Origin of the sequence: Flavobacterium sp. (assembly GCF_027490375.1) — a bacterium.
Taxonomy (GTDB): domain Bacteria; phylum Bacteroidota; class Bacteroidia; order Flavobacteriales; family Flavobacteriaceae; genus Flavobacterium.
On sequence record NZ_JAIXYH010000040.1, the window covers coordinates 106,500 to 131,517 of the forward strand.

The window sequence follows — 25,018 nt, forward strand, 5'->3', positions numbered from 1 at the left end:
ATTTTTAAGCAAAATGAAAATAGTAAAATCCGTCATTTGCCTTTCTCTTGCCTTGGGCATGGCCTGCAGTAGTACAGCTCCTGTGGGAACAACGCCAACCGCAGCGAAAAGTGCAATAGATATAAAAGTTGATTCAGTTTTGAAACTGATGACGCTCCAAGAAAAAGGTGGACAGCTCAATCAGTACAACGGCTTTTACGACGTAACAGGTCCAGAACCCAAATCTGGGCAAGCAGCCGAGAAATTAGAACATCTAAAAAAAGGACTTGTAGGTTCAGTTCTAAACATTACCGGCGCCGAACAAGTTCGCAACATCCAAAAAATAGTGATGGACAATTCCCGTTTGAAAATTCCTCTTATTTTTGGATTCGATGTCATTCACGGCTTTAAAACTATTTCCCCCATTCCGCTGGCCGAAGCTGCTAGTTGGGATCTGAGAACCATTGAAAAATCGGCACGAATGGCCGCGGAAGAAGCCTCAGCTGCCGGAATCAACTGGACGTTCGCTCCGATGGTCGACGTTTCCAGAGACGCGCGGTGGGGCAGAGTCATGGAAGGATCCGGCGAAGATCCGTATCTCGGAAGTCAAATTGCCGTTGCGCGCATCAAAGGTTTTCAAGGAACCGATCTCGCCGCAAATAACACCATACTCGCCTGCGCCAAACACTTTGTGGGCTACGGTTTTGCCGAAGCCGGACGCGATTATAACAGCGTTGATGTGAGCGAAGCTACACTCGAAAACGTACTCTTTCCCCCATTCAAAGCTTCTGTCGATGCCGGCGTTCGAACCTTTATGAATGCCTTTAACGACCTGAACGGAGTGCCCGCAACAGCAAGTTCGTATTTGCAACGCGACGTTCTTAAGAATCGTTGGAATTTCTCAGGCGCCGTGGTTTCCGATTGGGGCTCGATTATGGAAATGATTCCACACGGATACGCCTCAAACTTATCTCATGCCGCCGAAATAGCCTTAAATGCCGGAAACGATATCGATATGGAATCCTACGCCTACGTGAATCATCTCGAAGATTTGGTTAGATCCGGTAAGGTTTCCGAAGAAAACTTAAACGATGCCGTACGACGTGTTTTAAAACTGAAATTCGAACTTGGCTTGTTCGACGATCCATACAAATACTGCGATGCCAAGCGTGAGAAAGAAGTAACCTTCTCGGAACCCTTGCAGATAATCGCTTTAGACATGGCTCTGAAATCGGTCGTATTGCTTAAGAACGAACAAAATTTACTTCCCTTACCAAAATCAGGGAAAAGAATTGCAGTGATTGGCGCACTTGCAGCAGATAAAACCAGTCCGCTCGGAAGCTGGAGAATAGGTGCCAGCGACAATACCGCCGTTTCGTTACTCGAAGGCTTGAAAAACTATCCCAACGCCCAAATTACATACGCAAAAGGGGCTGATGTTGCGCTTGGCGAAACCAAATTCGTTTCGGAACTCACCATCAATACGACCGATAAAAGCGGATTTGCAGCAGCAATCGAAACCGCCAAAAATGCCGATATTGTAGTAATGATGCTCGGCGAACATGGCCTGCAATCGGGAGAAGGACGCAGCCGTTCCGAACTTGGATTGCCCGGAGTTCAACAAGAATTACTAGAAGCTGTTTTCGCAGTAAACAAAAGCATTGTGCTGGTATTGCAAAACGGACGTCCTCTAACCATTCCTTGGGCAGCCGAAAATATTCCAGCAATAGTGGAAGCTTGGCATTTGGGTACGCAAAGCGGAAATGCCATTGCACAAATCTTGTTCGGCGATTTTAACCCGCAAGGAAAACTTCCGATGAGCTTCCCGCGATCGGTCGGACAACTGCCTTTGTATTACAACGCTAAAAGCACCGGACGTCCGGCTGCTAATGAACCCAACAGCGTATTCTGGTCGCATTACGGCGATGTTCCCAATACGCCGCAATTTCCTTTTGGATACGGACTCAGTTACACCACGTTCTCGTACAACAACCTCCGCTTAAGCAGCGCCAAATTGACCGATTCGCAAAAAATTACTGCCAGTATCGATCTTACAAATACGGGAAAAGTAAGCGGAACTGAAGTCGTACAACTGTACATCCAAGACGAAGTAGCAACCGGAACGCGCCCCGTTAAAGAACTTAAAGGTTTTGAATTGGTTACGCTAGCTGCTGGCGAAACCAAATCGGTAACGTTTACCATCGACAAAAAAATGCTTGAATTCTTTTCCGCAAACCGCAAATGGGAAACCGAAGACGGCACTTTTAAAATTTATATCGGCACAAATGCACAAACCAATTCGTTTAAAGTTTTAACCGTAGAATAATGAAAACTAAAATTGCAATCTTGATTCTCGCGTGCAGCCTGTCGAGCTTCGCGCAAAAGCGAAAATTAGTTTGGTCGGAAGAATTTAACGGCAAGACACTAAACGAAAAAGTTTGGAATTTCGAGCTTGGCGACGGCTGCCCGAACATCTGCGGCTGGGGAAATAACGAAAAACAGTTGTACACCCGCGACAACCACGAACTGCGCGACGGAAAACTTGTGATAAACGTAACCAAGAAAGACGACAAATTTTACTCGACCCGAATTACAACGGCTTCTAAAAAGGAGTTCAAGTACGGCCGTATGGAAGCGCGCGCAAAAGTGCCTACAGCCATTGGAACTTGGCCTGCTTTCTGGATGTTGGGTGCAAACATTAAACAAGTGGGCTGGCCCAAATGTGGAGAGATTGATATTTTGGAGTACGTCGGACGCGCTCCCGGCGAAGTGTTTACTTCTCTGCACACACAGTCGAGCCACGGAAACACCATCAATACTAAAATTTCAAAAATTGCCGGAATCGATCAAGGTTTTCACGAATATGCTATTGAATGGAACGAAGAATCGATTGCATTTTTCGTCGACGGAAACCACGTGTATACGTATAACCCAGCTGTTAAAAATGAAGATACCTGGCCTTATAATCAGCCATTTTATTTCATTTTAAATGTGGCTGTCGGAGGCAATTTTGGCGGTCCGACCATCGATGAAACGGCATTTCCACAAACATTCGAAATTGATTATATTCGGGTATATCAATAATCTGACTTGCGTTCGACGTAGAAATTGAAGTTAGGAATCTTTAAAACGGTGTAACAGGCGTATTTTCTTTGCGATACTGAGGTATCTCAAAAAAGTATACCGACGAAACCGACGAATGGAATCGCTAACTTTTAAAAATTTTTCCTCGATCTTTTAAAGCATACACTACAAGTGCTGTAACCAAGATTTTTGTATTGAACTTACTTTGTTGTTTTTTAGGGCAAGCCCTGCCGCTGTCTGTGGAAACTAATGAAGCGGCAGGTCGCGTCTTTGCTGCCTGAGTTCGATTTAAAAATTGCAGTCAGAAAGCAGATAAATGGTTGATTACAAGGCAGATTTTTTTGGGATACTGTAGTATCGCAAAAAAATCTAACGAAGTAGGCAGCCGTTTATCTGTTTAGTGTGCAAGTTGTTATTTTCCATTGCTATTTGATTTCAAGCGATCTGACAAAGATTTTTAATCGAACTCAGGTTTGCAGCAATACCGCTTACAAAAAGCAGCTGCGGCTGGCGTTTTTCTGGCTCATGAAATCGCCCCAAAAACACCGCCTACGCAAGCTTTTTGTACAGCTATATTTCCGCGTCAACCGCTCTTGCAGAAAAGTACTTCGTCAAGAATAAGTCGCTGAAAAGTTGTGCAAGATAAGTTACCTCTATTCACTGGAGCGCATCAAAACTACAGTTAAACACCAATTATAGCCATAGTAAACATGCTTTCTAGAGCATTCCGTGGTGTGCAAAATCCGAGCTGCGTATTGTGTTTAAAGCGCTCAAGCAGTAGTGTTATGAGGATAAGATCGGAAAAATCGATTTGAGATTATCGTACAACGAACTTTTTTGTAACTACCTACATTCAAACATTCTGAATAAAAGTGGTATTCGAATTCAAGCTTTTTTATGTTTCCACTACTTTAGCGCAAAAGCACGCTTGTGCCCCATTCGGCATTTTCTTCGATCGCGGATAGGAAAGCAATTATCTTAAGCATGCAATTTTGAAAAAAAATCAGTAATTCGAACAGCAGAAAACAAACGTTTTACGAAATTGTTTTTACTTTGTGAAAATTATGATTTATGAAACAAAAGCATATAGCAGCAGTACTTTTAATATTAGCGAGTTTCATTCTGTTTTTAAGGCAGTCTTTTATAGCTATCGAGATCCGTGCGATTATAGCTGTAGTTTCTGCTATTGTTGGAACGCTGTTGTTTTATTTTTATAAAATCAGAAACAACGAACAAAACACGCCTGCCGATAAAATCAGATTAGAGGTGTTTTACTTTTTCATGGCAATTACGTTTTTAATTGGAGTTTATAGTTTTTTCGCTGTGTAATCGCTTATTCAAATTCGTTTAGTCCGTATAAGATTTCCTTCATTTTGCTGCCGTTTATCTCTACAGGTTTGTAGGCTACATTAAACTTGTTGATCGCTACATCAATATCGGCGCGCATTTTCTGAAACTCCGACGGCAATTTGGTTTCGCAACGTTGGGCATTTTCGTAACTGTTTAAGATAATCCGAAACTTCTCGTAAAACTTGCCGCCCTGATCAATAAAGACATTGTACTGATTGATGAATTGCAACAGTCGATCAACCGGAAATTCGATGTTTACTTGCATTTTGTATTGTGCACTTCCTTGCGCCGATTTCATCTTACCGAGATATTCCTCCATTTTTTGGGTTAGCGTGTCCCAGTCGTCGTTGGCGCGACATTTTTCGAGTGTTTCGCTGTAGTTTACGGGTTTGGTGTAGTCTTTAAAAAGCACTTCAATTTCTTGCTTAATACGCGAATTCGATGTAGTTAAATAGGCCGTTTCGAAATAAATCGTGTTTAAATCGTTTTGCATGCGCAACGTAAAATCGAGTATGCATTCGATGTTGGCGAGTTCCTTTTCTTTTTCCTCTTTGTTGAGGTTCGAACTAATCATGTTTGTAAAGGTATTTACCAGAGAAACCAACGGATTAGTTGCTAAAACTGTGCTCAAATCGACATTGTTTTTCTTGTCGCGCTTCGAGCTGATGTAATCGCGTAGTTTTTGATACTCGGCGTACTGCGTCGGATTCGATATTTTATGAATTTCGCCCAAGGTTCGTACTGACGCGAAATGATGGTCGAGACTCAGCACTTTCTCGTACAACAAACGGATGATTTGAACGCCTTTCAAATAGCGTATTTTGGAAATATCGAATTGCAATTCGGCAAGCAAGCGCTTTTTTTTAAGTCGCAATAATTCGTTGGCTTTTAAGTATTGAATAATCGTTTGGTTATTGGTTTCCACAACGAGCTGTCTCGAAATATAATCGATTTCTAAATTTATCCTTTTGAGTTCGAAAGCACTTTGTTGCAAACGTTGTTCGACTGTGAGATTGAGTTCGGCAACAGCTGTATGAAGCTCGTTTGCGGCTCCAGGAAGCAAGTAAAATAGAGCGGCGGCAAACAGCAGCGGTTTCATGGCGCAGTTGTTCTAATGGGTTTGAAATCGATGGTAATCTTGCTGCTACTAGATTGCATCGGATAGTTACCTGCGGGTACTAGCAAATCTCTGCTGCTGCTTCGGTTTTTATCGAATAGAATCGCAGGAACGGTTATTTTTTCTTCTTGAACAAACAGATTTACATCTTTTGTAAACAAGTTGATTTGCCTGTAAATGCTTTGTTTCTCGATATCGGGAAGGGTTTCAAGGTCAATTACGAGTCGAATGGTGCCGTTTTCGAGTTCGTACAGCACAGCGTTTTTTGTTGCAATTGTAGCTGCCGAAAAGCTGCAAATACCGCGACCGCCCAAACATCCGCCGTTTTCACTGGCATAACGACCAAAACTTACGTTTACGGGCACTCCGGAATCTTGTGCAGAGCTATAATGGTAAAGAATTGAGAAAAAGAGCAAGAGAATCCTTGCAAGAGCAGGTGTTTTCATGGCGTATAAAATTAAATTGGCTTATATTCGGGTAAAGTTAATGGCTTTTTTGCAGTTGCGATTACGGAAAAACCGTAATTTTTGCACTAATTTTCGGTAACGATTGCCCGCGTTAGGGGGCGGCAGCGGTAGCCCACAGCTGCGGAGCCATAGCGGAGCAGCGAGGACTAAAGCAGAGCACCCGGCGCCGCAGTTACTTATTTTATTGTATCAACGAAACGTCGGCGGCGCAACGCCCAACTAAAAAAATGATTGAAATAGAACGAAAATTTCGAGTTACTCACTTAGATTGTTTGCAATTTGCGGAGCGTTCGTATCGTATTTCGCAGGGTTATTTAAGTACCGATCCGGCGCGTACTGTGCGCGTTCGAACCAAAGATGACAAAGGATTTCTGACCATTAAAGGCAGTTCGTCAGGCGATGGATCGAGTAGGTACGAGTGGGAAAAGGAAATTCCGGTAGACGATGCGCTGGAGCTTTTGAAACTTTGCCTTCCGGAGCCAATTTATAAGGTTCGGCATTTAATTCATGCGGGAAAACACACCTATGAAATAGATGTTTTTGAAGGTGCGAATACTGGTTTGGTGATTGCAGAAATTGAGTTGGAACGTGCCGATGAGCCTTTTGATCGTCCCGATTGGTTGGGTGAAGAAGTTACCGGCGATGCACGGTTTTACAATGCTTTTATTGCTGAAAACCCGTTTAATACTTGGTAAATTCTTCTCAGTTTTTTAGTTGAGAATGTAAATGTCGGCTTTAAGAATGCCGATAGACGTTGATTCGGCAATTTCTAGGAACGCGCTTTTAGACAAATCGAGTTCGCGACTTTTTTTAGCGGGTCCGCGATCGGTAATTGTTACCACAACCGATTTTCCGTTTTTGGTATTAACTACTTTAAGTTTGGTTCCGAACGCGAGTGTGCGGTGTGCGGCGGTTTTTTCTTTTTGGCGAAATGTGCTGCCGGAAGCGGTTCGTTTTCCTTCGAAAGAATCGGCATAATAACTAATTTCTGCTTGTGATTTCAGTAGGTTTTGTTTGCTTTTGGAAGCTCCACAACCAAAAAGCAGCAAAGCAAGACTGCAAGATAGAAGCCATTGCGCGCTGCGCATTATTCGATTATTTCTTCGATGGTTACTTTAAGCGATCCGCCGTAACGTGAGGACGCGATATCCATGAATGCGCGTTTGGATAGGTCGATGTCGCGTCCGCGGGTGAAAGGTCCGCGGTCGTTAACCACCACGACAACTGATTTTTTGTTGACCTCGTTAGTAACGCGTAGTTTAGTTCCGAAAGGTAATTTTCGGTGTGCCGCCGTGTATTTGTTGTTGTCGAATCGTTTTCCACTAGCGGTTCGTCGGCCGTTAAACTTATCGGCGTAGTACGAAGCGTGTGCGTTTTTCTTGAACAACTTGTATTTCACTTTTTTCGAAAGTGAATCTGCTTTCTTGATCGTGTCTTGTTGTACGCGAGTTTGCGTCACGACTTTTTTAGGCTTAGGAGCCGGTTTGTCGAAGCTAGCCATCGCAAATAGTGTAGCAGCCGTGGTGAGCAATAGGTATACTAGTTTTAATTTCATAAAATACAGGTTAGTGCAGGCAGGGTTTTAAAACCAAAGTTGCCAAGGGATTCTTGTTAAAATCAGCACTAAACCTAATCCGTAGAAAAGCAAGAAATTTTTGAAGATAGCTCCACTGTCAGTCATCTTTTTGTGTCTCGACCAGCCTATGGTAATCAAAACAATAGCGATAATATTTGTTAGCGGATGTTCTAGTGCTGTTAATCGTAAGCTGGCATCTTGCATTTGGCTAAGTGCTGCTTTTCCGATTGGCGAAACAAACCAAAGTACTAATCCTAAAAGCAATTGCACATGTGAAGCAATTAAAGCAAAGAGTGCTAATTTGCGGTCTTTGTCTGAAAAAGCTTTAGCGTTTGCGGTACTCATAACCGCGTTTAAAACGGTGAAGAATAAAACAATAAGGACGATGTAAGCCCAACCAGAATGTGCGTTTTGCAAAAAATTATACATAGTTGTTTCGATGTTTATAAGGGTAAATATATAGAAAATGTCGCTTAAAACCTAAGTTTACCTTTTGTCGAGGTAGTATGAAACGAGCGAAGCTGTCGATCCGTCGTGTTTTTTCGATGATTTTCCGTCGAATTCGTCTAGAATTGAATTGGCGAGTTGCTTCCCTAATTCAACGCCCCATTGGTCGTAGCTGAAGATGTTCCAAATCACGCCTTGAACAAAAATTTTGTGTTCGTAAAGGGCTATTAAGGCACCTAGCGCATGTGGCGTAAGTTGGTCGATGAGAATGGTATTGGTAGGGCGGTTGCCTGAAAACACTTTGAAAGGCTTTAAGAACGCCGCCTTTTCTGGATTCATTTGCGCTTGATCGAATTCGTCTTGAACCGTTTCAGCCGTTTTCCCATTCAGTAGTGCTTCGGTTTGTGCAAAGAAATTCGACATGAGTTTATCGTGGTGATCTTGCAGACCGTGACAGGATTTAACGAAGCCGATAAAGTCTGTTGGAATGAGTTTCGTTCCTTGATGCAACAATTGAAAGAAAGCGTGTTGCGAGTTTGTACCCGGCTCGCCCCAAATGATGGTTCCGGTTTGATAGTCGATTGGGTTTCCGGAACGATCAACGCTTTTTCCGTTACTTTCCATGATTCCTTGCTGTAAATATGGCGCTAATTTTTGCAAGTATTGGGTGTACGGAATCAGCGCTTCGGATTCGGCGCCGTAAAAGTTGTTGTACCAAACGGTTAACAAGGCTAGTACAACGGGAATGTTTTCATGGAAATCGCTGTCGCGGAAATGTTTGTCCATTTCGCCCGCGCCCGTTAGCAACTCTCCGAAATTATCGAAACCAACGGCAAGTGCAATGGTAAGTCCGACAGCACTCCACAAGGAGAATCGGCCACCAACCCAGTCCCACATGGGGAAGATGTTTTCGGAGGAAATTCCGAATGCCGTTACTTTTTCGATGTTGGTGGAAACCGCTACGAAATGTTTAGCAATATCCGCAGCTGTGCCGTGGTTTAAGAACCAATTTTGTGCTGTGGTTGCATTTGCGAGTGTTTCCTGCGTGGTAAATGTTTTTGAAACTATTACAAAAAGTGTGGTTTCTGGATTTAGTTTTTTGAGCACTTCCTGCACATGATCTCCATCAACGTTAGAGATAAAATGCGTGTTTAGGTGGTTTTTGTAGTACGCGAGTGCATCGACAACCATTGCCGGCCCAAGGTCGGAACCTCCAATACCGATATTAACTACGTCTGTAAAGGTTTTTCCGGTGTATCCGCGCGCTTCGCCAGAAATAATCGATTGGCAGAAACGAGCCATTTGATCTTTTACTTGTTGAATTTCAGGAAGGATATCCACACCATTTAGAAGAACGGGCTTCTTGTCTATGCTTCGCAACGCCGTGTGTAATACGGCTCTATTTTCGGTTTCATTGATGGCCTCTCCATTGAAATACGATTTAATTGCATCGGAAAGTTTGCACGATTTAGCTAAGTCGAGTAGCAAAGTCATGGTTTCGAGCGTGATTCGATTTTTAGAATAATCAACTAAAAATTCTTTCCAGTGAATGCGAAACTTGGCAGCGCGATCGGCATCGGATTCAAATAATCCTTTGATATTGTGCGTATTTCCTTCGTTGAAATGATTTTGAAGGTTCGACCAAGCTTGCGTAGTTAATGGATTAACTTTATGAAGTGCCATTTTAAAAAATTTTGTCGCAAATTTAGAATATTAACATCTATAAAAGATTTTAAATTCGCAGCTTTAACGAGTGATTTATGAAATTTAAACAACTGTTTATCGTTTTGGTGCTGTTGTTGTTCGTAACGAACAGCTTCGGACAGAAAATTGGATTTATCCAGCGCGCCCAACACCGTATTTCGGCAGATTTAACGCCCTTGAAAAAAGCGTGGGAGTTAGCATTAACAAACCAAAATCGATTTGCAGAATTGGTTCATTTTGAAATCGAATCTGGATTAGACCCAACTGTAAACAAAACTTTTTACGTGCTCACAGCTCTGAGTAAAGACCGTAAAATTAAAGTTTATGCCCCACTTAAAAATGTCGGTGGAAATTTATCAATCGCGGGTAAAGACATGCCGTTATCTACCGTAGTTTTTATTGAAACCGAACAAACTTTGAAGGTTAAAATCGACAACAATACTTGGCAATGCGAGCGTGTCGATCAGGCGGCTTGTTCTCCAACGCTTCTTATCGAGTAGCGATTTTAACTTTAGCAACGCTGTCGAGTTCGCGTTTTAGTGGTGCGATGGTTTTTAGGAAACGTTCGCGGTATTTTTTATCCATTGGTTCTGCGTTGGGTAGTCGTAAGCGAAGCGGATCGACTTGAACATTGTTAACCCAAAAGCGGTAACACACGTGCGGTCCTGTGGCCAAGCCCGTACTTCCTACCTTTCCGATAATCTGACCTTGCGAGACAGATTGTCCGCGACGAACTAATATCTTCGACATGTGCAGATACTGCGTACTGTACGTTCGGTTGTGACGTACTTTTACAAAGTTACCGTTACCGGCAGTATATCCCGTTTTTTCTACAACTCCAGCTGCTGTCGACATAATCGGAGTTCCGTGAGGCGCAGCGTAATCGGTACCTTTATGTGCTTTCCAGGTTAATTGAACGGGGTGAAACCTACTTTTCGCGAATCGGCTTGTTATGTTAATGAACTTTAACGGCGCTTTTAAGAACATGTTTTTGAGCGGTTTTCCTTCTTCGTCGTAGTACTCCACTTTCGTGGAAAGGGAATCGCGCTTAAACGGAAAGGCATAAATTAATTTTCCTTTGTATTCGAAAAACGCAGCGTCGAGTGAAGCCACACCGTCGTAGATGGAATCGTTGATGTAGCGTTCTTTGAAGGTTATGGCAAAACGGTCGCCTTTTTGAAGTTTAAAGAAGTCGATCGACCAGGCATATACTTGCGAAATTTCGGTTGCCAGTGCGGGATTCACCTTTTCTTTGGCAAGCATTTCAGACAGAGAACCGTTTAATTCTGCGGCAATTGTACGGCGTTTGATGGTAACTGGACGTTTTTTACGTTCGGCGTAAACCGAATCACCGAAGTGGACTACAAAATATTCAGATGGGTCGGGTTCGTAAATCAAAGCTCGTACTTTTTTAGTACTGTCTTTTGTGCGGAGAATGGTGTATGTTTTTCCGAAACGGATTTTCCGAATATCGAAGGAGTCTTTAATTTTTTCGACGATTTCGTGGATTTTCAACGTGCCAATATTTTCTTTTTCGAGAATAGAGCCAAAGTTATCTCCCGGTTTTAAGGTGTCGCGGGTGATGTTGTAATCGTTGAGTTTAAACCCGTAATCGAAAATGGGTTTTTCAGGTTTGGGTGCTGCTTTTTTGGCAGATACCTCGTCTTTACAAGACACGAGTAGTGCCGCAAAAAGTGCGGATAACCATATTACGAATTTGAATTTCATGCGCCAACTCCCCAGTTTTCTAATTCTTCTGCCGACCACAATTCGGGGAAGAAAATACGACGTTGATGTTTTGGGTGCATGTATTTTTTCCAATCACTACCGCCTGTGGCTTCGGTTCGTCCTTGCCCGCTGTCGATGTATTTCATTGCGGTTCGCAAGTGCCCCATAGTCCATTTGATGTTTACGGTGGAGTCGTAATGGCGCATAGCTGCGATTAGTTCCGGATTTTTGCGATCTTCTTCAGGCAGAAGTGTGAAACGTTTCCAGATGTTTCGTTGGTTATAGTATTCCATTTTTTCAAGAAATAGCGATTTGTACTTTCTCTCGAATTCTTGAATTAAATACGACTTTTTATTTGTGGAATAATCTTTACCTGCAGCTTGCCAATACAAATGTTCGAGTGCGTGTTCGTAAGGTGTGTTTCGGTTTATGGAAACGCGAAAACGGTCGTCGATTAGATTGATTAAGTCGGTAGATCCGAATTCAATAATGCGGTATTGTGCACTTTGGAAACCACTTGCTGGTGCGAGCGTGTTTCTGAATTTCATGTATTGGCTAACTTCCATGCCATCGCCCATGATGGTAAATGACGTGGTGAGCATATCGAAATAGCGGCTGATTCGCATCAGACGTTCGGTAAAAAACGAAGTGGTAAGCGATTCTGCGGCAGCGAGCTGATCTATTTCCCAGAGAATCATTTTGAACAGCAACTCATTAACTTGATGATACATGATAAAAACCATCTCGTCGGGTAGCGAGGTGCGTTGAGTTTGCAGGGAAAGTAAGGCGTCGGTTTGAATGTAATCCCAGTAGGTTAAAGGCTTGGAGTAGAGTAAACCTTCGAGATGCATTTCGGGTTTAAGTCCGAGTGCTTCAAAGCGGTCTTCTATGCTTTTGTGTAGTGGGTCGGTATCTGTTTGGTTCATTCAGCTTTAACTTTAACTTTAAAAGGATGTTTAAGTCCTCTATACCCTTCCAAATCTGCTTTTAAAGAACCCACTGCCAAGCTTGCTTTGATCCGAACGGGAATTTTATTGGCATCGTCTGAAATCCAGACAGTTAAGCTTTCTTGTTCTTTAAATACACGACCGGCTTGAACGAACGGTCGGAAGATCATGGTTGGAATCGTGCCAAATTTAGTCTTAATATCTTCCCGACCCATAAATTTCAGCTTAAATTTCGTGGTTTCGTCGTCGAAGAACATATCGATAGCTATGTATTCGCCCACTTTTAGGCGATTTATTGATGGATGGTTTCGCAAATAATAGAACGTCGATAGAATATCTTGTGCGTTTTCAGGAACAGCAAATGTTTTTTCTGTTTTTTTACGATAATCCTTTACCAGTACTTTATCTGTGTTGCGATTGAAGAAGCCTTCTTGATCTTTTTTGTAACCACCTTCGTCAATTTTACGCACAAATTGATACGGATTTCCGGTTACTTTATCCATGTAGGTTTCGTAATTATCTTCTACTTTAAAGAACAATTTCGATAATCCTGTTGTATAACCTTTGCCAACAGCGTGATATACTTTTTTATTGTTGATAACGGCATCTTTTACTTCTAAAGTTGCATAGCCAGCAGTTACAAAGCCGTAATGAACGTGGAATTTGAAATACTCGCCCGTTTCAAATGCTCCGTCGGGTTGGCCTTTAAAGCTCGTTAGTGCGAGTAGTACAAGTAAAGCAATCACTTTTTTCATAATCGTCTGTTTAGTTTTGAAGCAAAACTTTACAAAAGTTATTCCAAACTTACTAAAACAAAAAAACCCAGCCAAAGAGACTGAGTTTTAATGCTATTAACCAACCAAAACTATAAATTATGAAATTTATATAAAACTCCGGGAACCACCCCATCGTTTTCAGGTACAAAGATACGGTGCGGTTCGCCATAACCAAAACATTTTGGAGGTTTAACAAATAATTGACAATAAATCAATCTAAAAACCTTGTTTTTTTAAGAATTTGTTAAAGTTACAGCGTTCCTCTTTTAGCTTGTTCACGCTCAATGGATTCAAACAGTGCTTTAAAATTTCCTGCACCAAATCCTCTTGCACCCATTCTTTGAATGATTTCAAAAAATAGAGTCGGACGGTCTTGAACTGGTTTTGTGAATATTTGCAGAAGATATCCTTCTTCGTCGGCATCGATCATAATGGCCAAGCTTTCCAGCGTGTTGATGTCTTCTTTCATCACATTCATATGCTCGCCTAAACGTTCTGGTATAGCTTCGTAGTAAGCTTTTGGCGGTGGCGATAAGAATTCGACGCCGCGTTTTCTCAATTCGCTTACCGTGGAAATGATATCGTCGGTAGCGATGGCAATGTGTTGTACGCCGGGACCTCCGTAAAAGTCTAAATATTCTTCGATTTGCGAACGTTTTTTGCCTTCGGCTGGTTCGTTGATTGGGAATTTGATGCGTCCGTTGCCATTCGACATTACTTTACTCATCAAAGCACTGTATTCGGTATTGATTTGCTTGTCGTCGAACGAAAGGAAATTCACGAATCCCATGACGTCTTCGTACCATTTAACCCAAGTGTTCATTTCGCCCCAGCCCACGTTTCCAACCATGTGATCGATGTATTTTAGGCCGGTTGACTCTGGTTTGTAATCGGATTCCCAGGTTTGATAACCGGGCAAGAAAATACCTTTGTAGTTCTTGCGCTCCACGAAAATGTGAACGGTTTCGCCGTAAGTATAAATTCCGGAGCGAATTACAGTTCCGAATTCGTCTTCTTCAACGGTGGGTTCCATAAAGGGTTTTGCACCTCGTTTTGTTGTTTCGTTGTATGCTGAAGTGGCATCATCCACCCAAAGAGCCACGACCTTCACACCGTCGCCGTGCTTACGTAGGTGATCGTTTATGGGAGAATCGGCGGTGAGTGGCGTTGTTAACACCAATCTAATTTTGTCTTGTTTAAGCACGTACGACGCTCGGTCTTTGACGCCGGTTTCTAAGCCCGCATATGCCAACGATTGGTATCCGAAAGCAGTTTTGTAGTAGTGCGCAGCTTGTTTTGCATTTCCTACATAAAGTTCCACGTAATCGGTACCAAGAAGAGGTAAAAAGTCTTGTGCGCCTTCAAATATTTTTTCGAGTCCGTATTCTACGGATTTAATTTCTTTACTCATGTTTATTCGGTTTTGGTGCCCTAGCCCGGATTGCAGCGGCTATCCTTTTTGGGCTAAGGCGAAATTTTTAATTATAGCGGGCTGTTGCCCAAAAAGATAATAGCGGAAAGCCGGATTAGCTCCTAATCAACCCAACTTTTATAATACTTTCCGTCGTCTATTCCCATAGCTTCTTCGGTAACCATTAATGGCCTGAAAGTATCAACCATTACTGCTAATTCGGCGGTTTCGGTTTGTCCGATGCTGCGTTCCATAGCGCCTGGTGCGGGTCCGTGCGGAATTCCTTTCGGGTGCAAGGTAATGTGTCCTTGTTCGATATTATTTCGGCTCATAAAGTCGCCATCCACGTAATACAAAACTTCATCCGAGTCGATGTTACTGTGGTTGTAAGGTGCGGGAATGGCTTGCGGATGGTAGTCGTACAAACGCGGGCAAAACGAGCAAACCACAAAAGTTGCAGTTTCGAAAGTTTGGTGTACTGGTGGCGGTTGGTGTACGCGTCCGGTAATTGGTTCGAAGTTGTGAATGCTGAAGGCGTACGGAAAATTGTAGCCGTCCCAGCCAACTACATCAAAGGGATGAGTGGCGTAAACCAATTCGTGCATCATGCCTTCTTTTTTGATTTTCACGATGAAATCGCCTTTTTGATCGTACGATTCAAGCTCGGTTGGGAGTTTGAAGTCGCGTTCGCAAAACGGACTGTGCTCAAGGTGTTGTCCCGACTCGTTTTTATAGCGTTTCGGAGTGTAGAAAGGTGTGTACGATTCGACATAGAACAAGCGATTGTCGGTGGTGTCGAATTGTATTTGGTAAATCATGCCTCTCGGAATGATGAGGTAATCGCCGTATTCAAAAGGGATATTTCCCATCATGGTGCGTAAAGTGCCTTTTCCTTTGTGGATGAAAATCATTTCATCGGCGTCGGCATTTTTGTAGAAGTATGAGGTAAGTGATTCTTGCGGAGCGGCAAGTCCGATGATGCAATCTCTGTTGAGGAGCATGGCTTTTCGGCTCTCGAGGAAATCGGCGGTTGGTTTCAGGTCGAAACCTTTAAGCAAGAGCGATTTGATGTTTTTTTCGATGGCGATTTTAGGTTGGACATCGTATGATTTCAGGATTTCCTTTACTTGCGTTGGTCTGTGAATGTGATAGAGTAGGGAGGAATGTCCGTGAAATCCTTCGGTTCCGAACAATTGTTCGTAGTAGTAGCCGCCAGTAGGTTTCTCGAAAGTTACGTGGCGTTTTTGTGGAAAAGTTCCGAGTTTGTGATAAATAGGCATAGTGATGAAATTTTAATTCTGTAAATAAGTAACGAACAGAAAAAAAACATCATTCCGGATTTCGCTTAATCAGGAATTTGAGTAAAATCGGTAAACAAAGCCATTGATTCATCAATACAAATATCTAAAAAAAATCCGGGCGAAATACGACCCGGATTCTTAAGTTTTTATTCAATTTGGTTGAGGTTTGATTTTCGTTTGCCGTAAGCGAAGTAAACCAATATTCCGATTGTTCCCCAAATGATGAAGGCGATCCAGGTTTCTGGACGCACGAAGTACATTAGAAATAAGTTGAAAGCAACGCCTAATGTGCCTACTAGGTAAACAAAAGGAGTTTTGTATGGGCGTTCTAATTCTGGTTTTTTAACGCGTAAAATCATTACGGCAACACAAACCATGGCAAAAGCAAGAAGAGTTCCCATAGAGCACATTTCGCTTACTTTGTTAATTGGTGTTAGCGCTGCTGTTACAGATATGATTAAACCAACTAAAATGGTTGATTTGTGTGGTGTTTTGAAAATCGGGTGAAGCGTTTTGAAGAAGTTTGGCAACAGGCCATCTTTAGCCATTCCTAAGAAAATACGGGTCTGCCCGAGCATCATTACCAACATTACGCTTGTTAATCCGGCAGTTGCAGCGAGGGTAATGATAAATACCGCCCAGGTGATACCGTTTTCGCTAAATGCAGAAGCTACTGGTGCCGCTTTATCGAGTTGGTCGTATTTCACCATTCCTGTTAAAACTAGGGAAACTAGAATGTACAATACGGTACAAATAAGTAAAGATGCAACTATGGCGAACGGAACGTCTTTTTTCGGATTGATAGCTTCTCCAGCTTGTGTAGATACGGCGTCGAATCCGATATATGCGAAGAAAACGATAGTTGCGGCGGTAAGTACGCCACCAAATCCGAAGCTTACTTTTTCGACACCATCGATTAATGTTGTTGTTTCAGTTGGAATGAAAGGATCCCAATTCGCAGGTTCTATGTAGAAAGCACCACAAATGATTACGAAAAGAACAACCGCTACTTTTATTATCACGATAATGTTGTTGGTTTTAGCAGCTTCTTTGATGCCTTTTACCAAGATATACGTTACAACCCAAGTAATTAAAAATGCAGGTAAATTGAATGCAAAACTAGGTTCGGCAATCAGATTACTCGGATTTTCTGCGTTGTGTTCAGCGACTTTAGCTACGGCAGTTGCATAATCGTTGCACAACCAAATTGGAAAATCGATACCAAACAAATGAAGTAGTTTTACAAAGTATCCACTCCACGCCACCGCTACTGTGGTAGCACCCATCATGTATTCTAGAATGAGGTTCCATCCGATAAACCAAGCGAAGATTTCCCCGACAGTACCGTAAGCGTAGGCATAAGCACTTCCTTCAACAGGCAAAACCGACGCAAATTCGGCGTAACACAATGAAGCGAATAAACAACCAATTCCTGCAATAACAAATGAAAGGGCAAGTGCTGGTCCGGCATAATCGTGGGCAGCAATTCCGGTCAAGGTGAAAATACCACCTCCGATAATTGCGCCTATTCCCAGTGAGGTAAGTCCCCATTTTGTTAGCACGCGCTTGAGGTCGTTTTTCTTCATATCGGCTTCAAAGGCCGAAACAGGTTTAACTCTCCAAATTGACATAAAAATTGTTTTGTGACGTATTAATAGATGCCAAATATATCTTTTTTACGGATATGTCGAACAATTCATCTTATTGCGCTGAGTAAAATGCCTCAGTACAAATCAAAATACAAATCCGATGCTGAACCAAGTGAAACCATTACCGGTTTCCGGCGACCAAGAATACTTGATTTCGGCGGGTCCGATTATGGTTTCGAGGCCGTAACCTATTGCATAACCTGAAAGTCGGGGTCTTGATATCCAATCAGAAGTCTGAAACAATCGATTTCCTAAATTCATAAAATTAGCCGCAAGGTTGATGTGGTGCTTGCGGTAAAATTCGTAATCGAAAGTACCAGCAGCTCTGATGTAACTGTCGGCACTCAGACTCACAAAATTATATCCGTAAAATGGTTTGATGTTCAAAATCTCGGTAAATCCATATCCGCCGAAAGTGAAGTTAAAGAAATCTATTGTTCGTTCACCAATAGCAAAACCAGCATCAGATTCAAGCTTTAAAGTTGTTCGTGGAAAAAACTTCGTTGCAAAGGCCACGTGTCCTTTAGCTAACGAAAATGGTTCGAATTCTTGTGTGTAATTCGTCGAGTAAAACAAGTGTTGAACATCTGCACCAAACATCCAGCCCGACTTTGGAAAATACCGATTATCAAAACTGTCGAATTTTAAGTAACTAAAAACGCTGTAGTAATTGCTTTGCTCGAAAAGTGGCGCCGTATCTTCTAAAGTTTCCGACTTGATTCGAATATTCTGATGTTCGAGCCCACCACCCAGCATGAGCCGTTCTAGAAATAATGTTTGAACATATATCTGATTCTGCCAATTTTCCACATCGAGATTGAGAGAAGAAACCCCCAGCAATTCTAAGATACGCCCATCGTTGAAGTCGGTCTTTGCGTTTCGATTAAACGAATTGAATCGACTCCTAAATCCGTAACTCCAATAAAAACCGTTATCGATGTAATAGTCTAAATTGTATCGTAACTGGTCTCCCAGCATGGCATCAACTGAAAGGACATCGTTTTTAAAAAGCGTTTTTTTATTGGTAACATTTAGAAGTACCGCGCTTTTAAAAAGACCGTCGTAATGTGCACCAATTTTAAAAAAAGTTCTATTCGGATTTTCAACTAGTTGCAAAATCAAATCGTCGCGATCGCCATTATCTTCAAATTCGTAAGAAATGCCACTAAAGTTTTGAGTAGCATTTAGGTTGTTAATTCCTGTTCGAATCTGATCGTAAGTAACTTGCGTGTCGGGTTTAATCTTTAGCTTACCTAGAACGTAAGCACGGGTGTAGTTTTTAAGTTTACCGGTCTGAATTCTGCCAATAAACAAAGAGTCTGGAGCTGCTTTGAGTTCTTTTTTATGATTATATAAGGTATCGCCTAAAGCTTTAATTTTTTCATAAACCGTAAACGCTGCTTCTTCTCCAGCTCGAATAATTGCAGCACCATCGTCGAACGAAATAACGGTATATCCCGACACATCAGGTTTTATGTAAACATCTGTTTGTTCGGCTTTTTCTTTCATGCGTTCCAACATTCCCATATTGGAGATTTGCACCAAGATACGTGTTGCATCGCGCAATGCATTGCGGTCTTTTAATCCGTCTTGAACGTCAACACCAATGATAAAATCAGCTCCCATGTTGCGAACTTCTTGAATGGGATAGTTATTCACCACACCTCCGTCAATCAACAAGCGCCCGTTGCGTTCCACAGGAGCAAACAAACTCGGAAACGAGCTACTAGCAAGCATTGCCTGTGGTAAGGAACCGTCTTTCATAATTACTTGCTGACCAGTTTCTATATCGGTTGCAATACATATAAACGGAATCGGCAAGTCGGAGAATTTTTTGATGTGCCTAACATTTGCCGTCAAGCGCGAAAGTAAATTGTAGTTGTACATGCCTTTTGATAAAGCAGTGGGAATCCCAATTTTAAATTTATTGAAAGGTAAAGTAAGCGCGTACATTTCGTCGTTACGTCGTTCAAAATAGGTTTTCGAACGTCGAGGAATATAATCTTGTAACAATTCGTCAAAATTCGTCGACCTAAAAATCGAATCGATTTGCGTCGCGTTGTAACCCGATGCATACAAGCCACCAATAACCGCACCCATGCTTGTTCCTCCAATGTAATCTACTTTTACGCCCGCCTCTTCCAAAACCTTTAAAACGCCAATGTGCGCAAAGCCCTTAGCGCCACCGCCACTTAAAACCAGACCAATTTTTTTTCGCGGAACCGGTTGTTCTTGCGCTGTCGCAGAAGCAAGTGATAGCAAACATAACAAGAGGAGAATTTTTTTCATGTTGATTTTTGTTCGATTGATTGATAATGTTTGATGATTTTTTTTGCTTTCGAAGCACCAACTACCTCGGCAATATCAGCTTCCGAAGCTTCTTTTAAACGCTTAACCGACTTAAACTTCTTGATTAGAGAAGTCATCGTTTTTTCGCCGATGCCCGGAATTTCTTCGATTGCCGAAACCAGTGCCGTTTTACTGCGCTTGTCTCTATGGAACGTAATTCCAAAACGGTGGGCTTCGTTGCGTAAATGCTGAATGATTTTTAGAGTTTCCGACTTTTTGTCGAGATACAGCGGTATCGGATCGTTCGGATAAAACAATTCTTCCAAACGTTTCGCAATTCCAATTATAGCCACTTGGCCGCGTATGCCCAAAGCGTCGAAACTCTTTATAGCCGCTCCCAATTGTCCTTTTCCACCGTCAATAATTACCAAATTAGGCAAGGGCTCGTTTTCTTCAAGTAGGCGTTTGTAGCGGCGGTAAACTACTTCTTCCATCGATGCAAAATCGTTCGGACCTTCAACGGTTTTTACATTAAAATGGCGGTAGTCTTTCTTGCTTGGTTTCCCGTCTTTAAAAACCACACAAGCCGAAACCGGATTCGTTCCTTGAATGTTTGAGTTATCGAAACACTCGATATGGCGCGGCTCCACAGGCAAACGCAAGTCTTTTTGCATCTGTGCCATAATCCGATTCGTATGTCGGTCGGGATCAACAATTTGCAACTGCTTCAATTGTTCAATGCGGTAGTATTTGGCGTTGCGTTCCGATAATTCCAGCAGCTGTTTTTTATCGCCCAATTGCGGAACTGTTACGCGAATACGCTCGCCTAAATCAATTGAAAATGGCACTATTACTTCGCGAAACTGCAAGGAAAAGCGCTCTTGAATTTCTACAATGGCCAACTCCAAAAGTTCGGCATCCGTTTCGGCGAGTTTCTTCTTGATTTCAAGCGTATGCGAACGAATGATCGCGCCGTGCATGATTTGCAAATAGTTGATATACGCCGCACTTTCGTCGGAAACAATCGAAAAAACGTCGACATTCGTGATTTTCGGATTGGCAACAGTCGAGTACGCCTGGTACTTTTCCAAAGCTTCGATTTTCACTTTCATTCGTTGCGCCAATTCAAACTCCAAGTCCTGGGCGTATTGCTGCATTTGCGTTTTAAATTCGCGTAAGCTGTGCTTGAAATTCCCTTTCAACAATTGCCGAATAGCTTCTACTTGCTTTTCGTAGTGTTCGCGGGTTTCGTTTCCTTCACACGGACCTTTGCAATTGCCAATATGATATTCCAAACAAACCTTGAATTTATGCGATTCGATGTTCTTTTCCGACAAATCGTAATTGCAGGTACGCAGCGGATACAATTCTTTAATCATATCCAATAAGGTGTGCACAATTTTAAAATTGGTGTACGGGCCGTAGTATTCCGAACCGTCTTTAATCATGCGCCGTGTGGGAAAAATACGCGGAAACGGTTCTTTTTTGATGCAAATCCACGGATACGACTTATCGTCGCGAAGCATTACATTATATCGCGGCTGGTGTTTTTTGATGAGGTTGTTTTCCAATAACAACGCATCGTTTTCGGTTTCAACTACAATGTGTTTAATGGTAGCAATTTTGCGCACCAATACGTTTGTTCGTGCATTGTCGTGCACTTTATTGAAGTACGATGAAACGCGTTTCTTCAAGTTCTTTGCTTTGCCAACATATAGTATTTTGCCCTCTTTATCGTAGTATTGATAGACCCCTGGATTGTCGGGTAGAGTTTGTATTTGAAGTTGAACAGACGGCTCAGACATTTTCTAAAAGATCTAGTGTAAAGTTACAGCGAACCTTCTAATTTTGGTAATGACTTTGAAAAATATGCTACTTTTAACAACGCATATGTCAAAAAACCAGAAAAAACTAACGCTTTTAGGCGAAGAAATATTACCCGGACAGTCGAAAACACTGTATCTCGAGCTGGCACGCCTGCCCACGGCAACCAAACTTAAAATACCTGTTATTGTTTCTAGAAGTAAGAAACCAGGGCCAACCGTCTTGTTTTCGGCCGGAATTCACGGCGATGAAATCAATGGTGTAGAAATTGTTCGGCAGCTTATTGTGCGAAAACTAAATAAGCCCGATGCCGGAACCATCATCTGTATTCCGGTAATCAATATTTTCGGATTTGTCAATCAATCGCGCGAGTTTCCCGACGGTCGCGACCTCAACCGCGTATTTCCCGGAAGTAAAAAAGGTTCGATGGCCGGCCGTTTTGCCTATTACATTCTCAAAGAAGTTTTGCCGGTCGTCGATTTTGCAGTCGATTTCCACGCAGGTGGCGCCAAGCGATTTAATGCTGCACAAATTCGAATCGTTCCCGGCGATCCGCAACTGCTCGAATTGGCACAAGTGTTCGCCGCTCCGTTTATATTGTATTCTAAAAACATATCCGGTTCGTTTCGAACTGCTGCCGAGAAGGCAAAAGTTCCTATGCTGCTGTTCGAAGGCGGGATGTCGTTAGATATCAATCCGCAAATTGTCCACTGCGGCGTTAACGGCGTTATTCGTTTGCTGAATTTTTGGCAAATGCGAAAAGATAAAGACGTACCCATTGCGTCTGAAGCAACGATTTTGGAACGCTCGGGCTGGGTGCGCGCAAAAGCATCGGGTTTTTGTCACGACCGCGGATTTTTAGGAAAGTTCGTGCAAAAAGGTACCGTCTTGTGCGAAATAACCGATCCGTTTGGCAAATTCGTGCAAGCCATCAAAGCGCCGCATCACGGCTACGTAATCAATGCCAACTTAGGTTCGATTGTTTACGAAGGCGATGCGCTGTACCATCTGTCTATCGAGAAGTCGGCTGCGGTCGAATCACAATTCTATAAAAATGATGGACAAGAATAGTCTTCGCGCGTTGTACAAGAAAAAGCGTTTGGCTCTTACGTATGTTGAGATCGAAACGGCAAATCAGCAGATTTTCGAGCAGTTTCAAAAAATCGATTTTTCACAAACACGAGTAGTTCATTTATATACGCCAATTGCCAAATGGAACGAGCCTGATACACAGTTGTTGCGCGAGTATTTGTGGTTTTCAGGTAAACGTTGCGCAACCGGAATCGTGGTAGAAAACACATCGGAGATGCAGCACGTCGAAATTTTTCCCGATACCCAATTTCGCCAAAACAATTGGGGTATTCCAGAACCAATTGATGCCAAACCAATTGCAGTTTCCGAAATCGATTTGGTAGTTGTGCCGCTGCTTTGTTGCGATAAGGAAGGCAACCGCGTGGGTTACGGCAAAGGCTTTTACGATGTTTTCCTTCGCCAATGCAAACCAAATGTTCAAGCAATCGGACTTTCATTTTTCGAACCGTTGCAGGAAGTCATTTCCGCCGAAGCGCACGATGTTAAACTAAGCGGATTATTAAGTCCGAATCAGTTTTATCGATTTTAATTTTTTGGGTGCGCCTTGCCCGTCCGAGCCAGATCCCAAGCAGGCAAGTCGCGCTTTTCATTCCAATAAACCTTGTTCAAGCGGCTTTTGGTAAGGTATAAAACGGGCTTCTTAGGTCGCCGTTTTACACCAACCGCCAGCGCTTTCCCTGCGGTTTATTTCCATTGCAATCGCTCGCACGGAAAAACGTCTATGAATAACTGTCTTAGATTGACGATTTTTGGCAAAAACCGATTAAATAAGGCAGTAAATGGATTTTATAAGTTGCGATTCTAATCCAAATAGAACTTTTGACCTAAATTAAGGTGAAAGTAGGAAAGGTTGGTTTTCTCTGGAAGTCTGTAATTGACATTTTTTAAGTAATTTTAATACCAGATTCAACCAAAAAATCAAAGCACCCTCATTCTAAAATACTGATAAACAAATTGTTATTTAAAGAAAATGACGGAAAACGAAATTGCGAATAAAATAATTGGACTAGCCATAGAAGTACATGCGGCTATTGGACCGGGTTTGCTCGAAAGTGCGTATAAGGAATGCTTAAATTATAAAATTAAAACTGCCGGATTAGCTGTTGAAAAAGAAAAACCAATGCCGTTAATCTTCGAAGATGTAAAATTGGATTGTGGCTACAGAATTGATTTGTTGGTAGAAAATAAAGTAGTAATCGAAATAAAAAGTGTTGAGGCAATCAACGTTGTTCATTTAGCTCAAACCTTAACATATATGAAGCTGGGTAACTATAAGTTGGGTCTGCTAATTAATTTCAACGTGTCGCTTTTAAAGTACGGCATACGAAGAGTAGCAAATGGAATTTAAATTAGAGCTTTTTAATCAACACATAGTTATTTTACCGCAAAGTACGCAAAGAAGTCGCAAAGCACGCAAAGCTTTTAAAAAGAATTTTTTAGATCAAACCACGTCTTTGTTGTTAACCGTTTTTGAATCGGTACTGTTTTGAATTTAACCTATTAATATTTTTATTCCGAGACAAAGCGCTCCAAAAGCGCAGCTTTCTTTCCGTCCTTTGCGTAAAACTCTGCGCTCTTTTTTATTGAAAACGACTTTCTGCAAAAGCTCAGTTTTCCTTGCGTCCTTTACTTAAAACTCTGCGTCCTTTGCGGTTAAAAAGGACTTTCTGCAAAAGCGCAACTTTCTTTGAGTCCTTTACTTAAATCCTGCGCTCTTTTTTATTGAAAACGACTTTCTTTAAAAGCGCAGCTTTCTTTGCGTCCTTTGCGCAAAACTCTGCATCCTTTGCGGTTGAAAAGAACCTTTTGCAAAAGCGCAGCTTTCTTTGCGTCCTTTACTTAAATCCTGCGCTCTTTTTTATTGAAAACGACTTTCTCTAAAAGCGCAGCTTTCCTTGCGTCCTTTGCGTAAAACTCTGCGTCCTTTGCGGTTAAAAAGGACCTTTTGCAAAAGCTCAGTTTTCCTTGCGTCCTTTGCGGTTGAAAAGAACCTTTTGCAAAAGCGCAACTTTCTTTGAGTCCTTTACTTAAATCCTGCGCTCTTTTTTATTGAAAACGACTTTCTCTAAAAGCGCAGCTTTCTTTGCGTCCTTTGCGTAAAACTCTGCGTTCTTTGCGGTTAAAAAGGACTTTCTGCAAAAGCGCAACTTTCTTTACATACTTTAACGTGAGTTCGATATAAAAAAGACAGCTTTTTTGATTGAAATAGCGAACTATTTAGTATATTTATAGTGCTTATTTACAAATAGTTAACTAAACAATCCGCTATGTTTTCAA

Annotated in this window: 22 protein-coding genes; 8 read left to right on the forward strand and 14 right to left on the reverse strand. The window is 42.1% G+C overall.

All coding sequences use genetic code 11. The features are described from left to right. The first annotated feature begins 13 nt into the window (after positions 1 to 13). The 3 genes from bglX (at position 14) to Q0064_RS04960 (ending at position 4,392) form a co-directional block, all read left to right on the forward strand. On the forward strand, positions 14 to 2,305 hold the full coding sequence (gene bglX / locus Q0064_RS04950; protein ID WP_298145171.1) for a beta-glucosidase BglX: 2,292 nt from the start codon (positions 14 to 16) through the stop codon (positions 2,303 to 2,305). Beyond that, positions 2,305 to 3,063 carry a glycoside hydrolase family 16 protein gene (locus tag Q0064_RS04955; RefSeq protein WP_298145174.1) on the forward strand — a complete coding sequence of 253 codons (759 nt, stop codon included), beginning with the start codon at positions 2,305 to 2,307 and terminating at the stop codon, positions 3,061 to 3,063. The genes bglX and Q0064_RS04955 overlap by 1 nt, the downstream gene beginning before the upstream one ends. A gap of 1,071 nt (positions 3,064 to 4,134) precedes the next feature. Continuing rightward, on the forward strand, positions 4,135 to 4,392 hold the full coding sequence (locus Q0064_RS04960) for a hypothetical protein (RefSeq protein WP_298145177.1): 258 nt from the start codon (positions 4,135 to 4,137) through the stop codon (positions 4,390 to 4,392). 4 nt (positions 4,393 to 4,396) lie between these two features. Here the strand turns inward: Q0064_RS04960 and Q0064_RS04965 are convergent, their stop codons facing one another. Then, positions 4,397 to 5,512, reverse strand: a complete 1,116-nt coding sequence (locus tag Q0064_RS04965) for a hypothetical protein (protein ID WP_298145180.1) — start codon at positions 5,510 to 5,512, stop codon at positions 4,397 to 4,399. Then, complete coding sequence (locus tag Q0064_RS04970; RefSeq protein WP_298145184.1) at positions 5,509 to 5,976, reverse strand: hypothetical protein; 468 nt, start codon at positions 5,974 to 5,976, stop codon at positions 5,509 to 5,511. The genes Q0064_RS04965 and Q0064_RS04970 overlap by 4 nt, the downstream gene beginning before the upstream one ends. A 248-nt stretch (positions 5,977 to 6,224) precedes the next feature. Here Q0064_RS04970 and Q0064_RS04975 point away from each other — a divergent pair, with 248 nt between their 5' ends. Then, on the forward strand, positions 6,225 to 6,692 hold the full coding sequence (locus Q0064_RS04975) for a CYTH domain-containing protein (RefSeq protein WP_298145186.1): 468 nt from the start codon (positions 6,225 to 6,227) through the stop codon (positions 6,690 to 6,692). A 15-nt stretch (positions 6,693 to 6,707) separates the two neighbouring features. Here Q0064_RS04975 and Q0064_RS04980 read toward each other — a convergent pair whose 3' ends face one another. Genes Q0064_RS04980 through pgi form a run of 4 tightly spaced genes read right to left on the reverse strand, consistent with a single transcriptional unit; the run spans position 6,708 to position 9,703 of the window. Further along, on the reverse strand, positions 6,708 to 7,085 hold the full coding sequence (locus Q0064_RS04980; protein ID WP_298145189.1) for a septal ring lytic transglycosylase RlpA family protein: 378 nt from the start codon (positions 7,083 to 7,085) through the stop codon (positions 6,708 to 6,710). After that, entirely contained in the window at positions 7,085 to 7,552 is a 468-nt protein-coding gene (locus Q0064_RS04985; RefSeq protein ID WP_298145192.1) for a septal ring lytic transglycosylase RlpA family protein, read from the reverse strand. The genes Q0064_RS04980 and Q0064_RS04985 overlap by 1 nt, the downstream gene beginning before the upstream one ends. Before the next feature lie 27 nt (positions 7,553 to 7,579). After that, positions 7,580 to 8,002 carry a hypothetical protein gene (locus tag Q0064_RS04990; RefSeq protein WP_298145195.1) on the reverse strand — a complete coding sequence of 141 codons (423 nt, stop codon included), beginning with the start codon at positions 8,000 to 8,002 and terminating at the stop codon, positions 7,580 to 7,582. Between the two features lie 57 nt (positions 8,003 to 8,059). Then, a complete protein-coding gene (pgi, locus tag Q0064_RS04995; protein WP_298145198.1) occupies positions 8,060 to 9,703 on the reverse strand; it encodes a glucose-6-phosphate isomerase in 1,644 nt (547 codons plus the stop codon). A 77-nt stretch (positions 9,704 to 9,780) separates the two neighbouring features. Between pgi and Q0064_RS05000 the strand changes: the two genes are divergently transcribed. Further along, complete coding sequence (locus Q0064_RS05000) at positions 9,781 to 10,224, forward strand: hypothetical protein (RefSeq protein WP_298145201.1); 444 nt, start codon at positions 9,781 to 9,783, stop codon at positions 10,222 to 10,224. Here the strand turns inward: Q0064_RS05000 and Q0064_RS05005 are convergent. The 8 genes from Q0064_RS05005 to uvrC form a co-directional block, all read right to left on the reverse strand. Next, on the reverse strand, positions 10,214 to 11,452 hold the full coding sequence (locus tag Q0064_RS05005; RefSeq protein WP_298145203.1) for a peptidoglycan DD-metalloendopeptidase family protein: 1,239 nt from the start codon (positions 11,450 to 11,452) through the stop codon (positions 10,214 to 10,216). The two genes, Q0064_RS05000 and Q0064_RS05005, sit on opposite strands and share 11 nt — an antisense overlap. Further along, positions 11,449 to 12,378 carry a tryptophan 2,3-dioxygenase family protein gene (locus Q0064_RS05010; protein ID WP_298145206.1) on the reverse strand — a complete coding sequence of 310 codons (930 nt, stop codon included), beginning with the start codon at positions 12,376 to 12,378 and terminating at the stop codon, positions 11,449 to 11,451. The genes Q0064_RS05005 and Q0064_RS05010 overlap by 4 nt, the downstream gene beginning before the upstream one ends. Continuing rightward, complete coding sequence (locus Q0064_RS05015) at positions 12,375 to 13,154, reverse strand: DUF3108 domain-containing protein (RefSeq protein WP_298145208.1); 780 nt, start codon at positions 13,152 to 13,154, stop codon at positions 12,375 to 12,377. The genes Q0064_RS05010 and Q0064_RS05015 overlap by 4 nt, the downstream gene beginning before the upstream one ends. A 271-nt stretch (positions 13,155 to 13,425) precedes the next feature. Next, entirely contained in the window at positions 13,426 to 14,586 is a 1,161-nt protein-coding gene (hppD, locus tag Q0064_RS05020; RefSeq protein ID WP_298145211.1) for a 4-hydroxyphenylpyruvate dioxygenase, read from the reverse strand. 122 nt (positions 14,587 to 14,708) lie between these two features. Next, positions 14,709 to 15,866, reverse strand: coding sequence for a homogentisate 1,2-dioxygenase (locus tag Q0064_RS05025; protein WP_298145214.1), 1,158 nt, complete (start codon positions 15,864 to 15,866; stop codon positions 14,709 to 14,711). A gap of 167 nt (positions 15,867 to 16,033) precedes the next feature. Then, on the reverse strand, positions 16,034 to 17,518 hold the full coding sequence (locus tag Q0064_RS05030) for an amino acid permease (protein ID WP_298145217.1): 1,485 nt from the start codon (positions 17,516 to 17,518) through the stop codon (positions 16,034 to 16,036). Positions 17,519 to 17,620: 102 nt separating this feature from the next. Further along, positions 17,621 to 19,825 (reverse strand): patatin-like phospholipase family protein, encoded by a 2,205-nt coding sequence (locus Q0064_RS05035; protein ID WP_298145220.1) that lies wholly within the window; start codon positions 19,823 to 19,825, stop codon positions 17,621 to 17,623. Further along, positions 19,822 to 21,630, reverse strand: a complete 1,809-nt coding sequence (gene uvrC / locus Q0064_RS05040) for an excinuclease ABC subunit UvrC (RefSeq protein ID WP_298145224.1) — start codon at positions 21,628 to 21,630, stop codon at positions 19,822 to 19,824. Before uvrC ends, Q0064_RS05035 begins: the two co-directional genes overlap by 4 nt. A gap of 64 nt (positions 21,631 to 21,694) precedes the next feature. Between uvrC and Q0064_RS05045 the strand changes: the two genes are divergently transcribed. From Q0064_RS05045 to Q0064_RS05055, 3 genes are all read left to right on the forward strand, one after another. Further along, the gene (locus tag Q0064_RS05045) at positions 21,695 to 22,720 is read left to right on the forward strand and encodes a succinylglutamate desuccinylase/aspartoacylase family protein (RefSeq protein ID WP_298145227.1); all 1,026 of its coding nucleotides are present in this window, start codon (positions 21,695 to 21,697) and stop codon (positions 22,718 to 22,720) included. Continuing rightward, complete coding sequence (locus tag Q0064_RS05050; RefSeq protein ID WP_298145231.1) at positions 22,704 to 23,270, forward strand: 5-formyltetrahydrofolate cyclo-ligase; 567 nt, start codon at positions 22,704 to 22,706, stop codon at positions 23,268 to 23,270. The genes Q0064_RS05045 and Q0064_RS05050 overlap by 17 nt, the downstream gene beginning before the upstream one ends. Positions 23,271 to 23,711: 441 nt before the next feature. Further along, positions 23,712 to 24,089: a GxxExxY protein gene (locus tag Q0064_RS05055; RefSeq protein WP_298145233.1), complete on the forward strand. Its 378-nt coding sequence runs from the start codon at positions 23,712 to 23,714 to the stop codon at positions 24,087 to 24,089. The last annotated feature ends 929 nt before the right edge of the window (positions 24,090 to 25,018 follow it).

Bases quoted from the DNA above. Each gene is read 5' to 3' on its own strand.
- Q0064_RS05045 (WP_298145227.1), top strand. From the start codon at position 21,695: ATGCTACTTTTAACAACGCATATGTCAAAAAACCAGAAAAAACTAACG.
- Q0064_RS04960 (WP_298145177.1), top strand. From the start codon at position 4,135: ATGAAACAAAAGCATATAGCAGCAGTACTTTTAATATTAGCGAGTTTC.
- Q0064_RS04970 (WP_298145184.1), bottom strand. From the start codon at position 5,976: ATGAAAACACCTGCTCTTGCAAGGATTCTCTTGCTCTTTTTCTCAATT.
- Q0064_RS05035 (WP_298145220.1), bottom strand. From the start codon at position 19,825: ATGAAAAAAATTCTCCTCTTGTTATGTTTGCTATCACTTGCTTCTGCG.
- Q0064_RS04975 (WP_298145186.1), top strand. From the start codon at position 6,225: ATGATTGAAATAGAACGAAAATTTCGAGTTACTCACTTAGATTGTTTG.
- Q0064_RS04990 (WP_298145195.1), bottom strand. From the start codon at position 8,002: ATGTATAATTTTTTGCAAAACGCACATTCTGGTTGGGCTTACATCGTC.
- bglX (WP_298145171.1), top strand. From the start codon at position 14: ATGAAAATAGTAAAATCCGTCATTTGCCTTTCTCTTGCCTTGGGCATG.
- pgi (WP_298145198.1), bottom strand. From the start codon at position 9,703: ATGGCACTTCATAAAGTTAATCCATTAACTACGCAAGCTTGGTCGAAC.
- Q0064_RS04985 (WP_298145192.1), bottom strand. From the start codon at position 7,552: ATGAAATTAAAACTAGTATACCTATTGCTCACCACGGCTGCTACACTA.
- Q0064_RS05015 (WP_298145208.1), bottom strand. From the start codon at position 13,154: ATGAAAAAAGTGATTGCTTTACTTGTACTACTCGCACTAACGAGCTTT.
- Q0064_RS05050 (WP_298145231.1), top strand. From the start codon at position 22,704: ATGATGGACAAGAATAGTCTTCGCGCGTTGTACAAGAAAAAGCGTTTG.
- Q0064_RS05055 (WP_298145233.1), top strand. From the start codon at position 23,712: ATGACGGAAAACGAAATTGCGAATAAAATAATTGGACTAGCCATAGAA.
- Q0064_RS05000 (WP_298145201.1), top strand. From the start codon at position 9,781: ATGAAATTTAAACAACTGTTTATCGTTTTGGTGCTGTTGTTGTTCGTA.
- Q0064_RS04965 (WP_298145180.1), bottom strand. From the start codon at position 5,512: ATGAAACCGCTGCTGTTTGCCGCCGCTCTATTTTACTTGCTTCCTGGA.
- Q0064_RS04980 (WP_298145189.1), bottom strand. From the start codon at position 7,085: ATGCGCAGCGCGCAATGGCTTCTATCTTGCAGTCTTGCTTTGCTGCTT.
- Q0064_RS05010 (WP_298145206.1), bottom strand. From the start codon at position 12,378: ATGAACCAAACAGATACCGACCCACTACACAAAAGCATAGAAGACCGC.
- hppD (WP_298145211.1), bottom strand. From the start codon at position 14,586: ATGAGTAAAGAAATTAAATCCGTAGAATACGGACTCGAAAAAATATTT.
- Q0064_RS05030 (WP_298145217.1), bottom strand. From the start codon at position 17,518: ATGTCAATTTGGAGAGTTAAACCTGTTTCGGCCTTTGAAGCCGATATG.
- Q0064_RS04955 (WP_298145174.1), top strand. From the start codon at position 2,305: ATGAAAACTAAAATTGCAATCTTGATTCTCGCGTGCAGCCTGTCGAGC.
- Q0064_RS05005 (WP_298145203.1), bottom strand. From the start codon at position 11,452: ATGAAATTCAAATTCGTAATATGGTTATCCGCACTTTTTGCGGCACTA.
- Q0064_RS05025 (WP_298145214.1), bottom strand. From the start codon at position 15,866: ATGCCTATTTATCACAAACTCGGAACTTTTCCACAAAAACGCCACGTA.
- uvrC (WP_298145224.1), bottom strand. From the start codon at position 21,630: ATGTCTGAGCCGTCTGTTCAACTTCAAATACAAACTCTACCCGACAAT.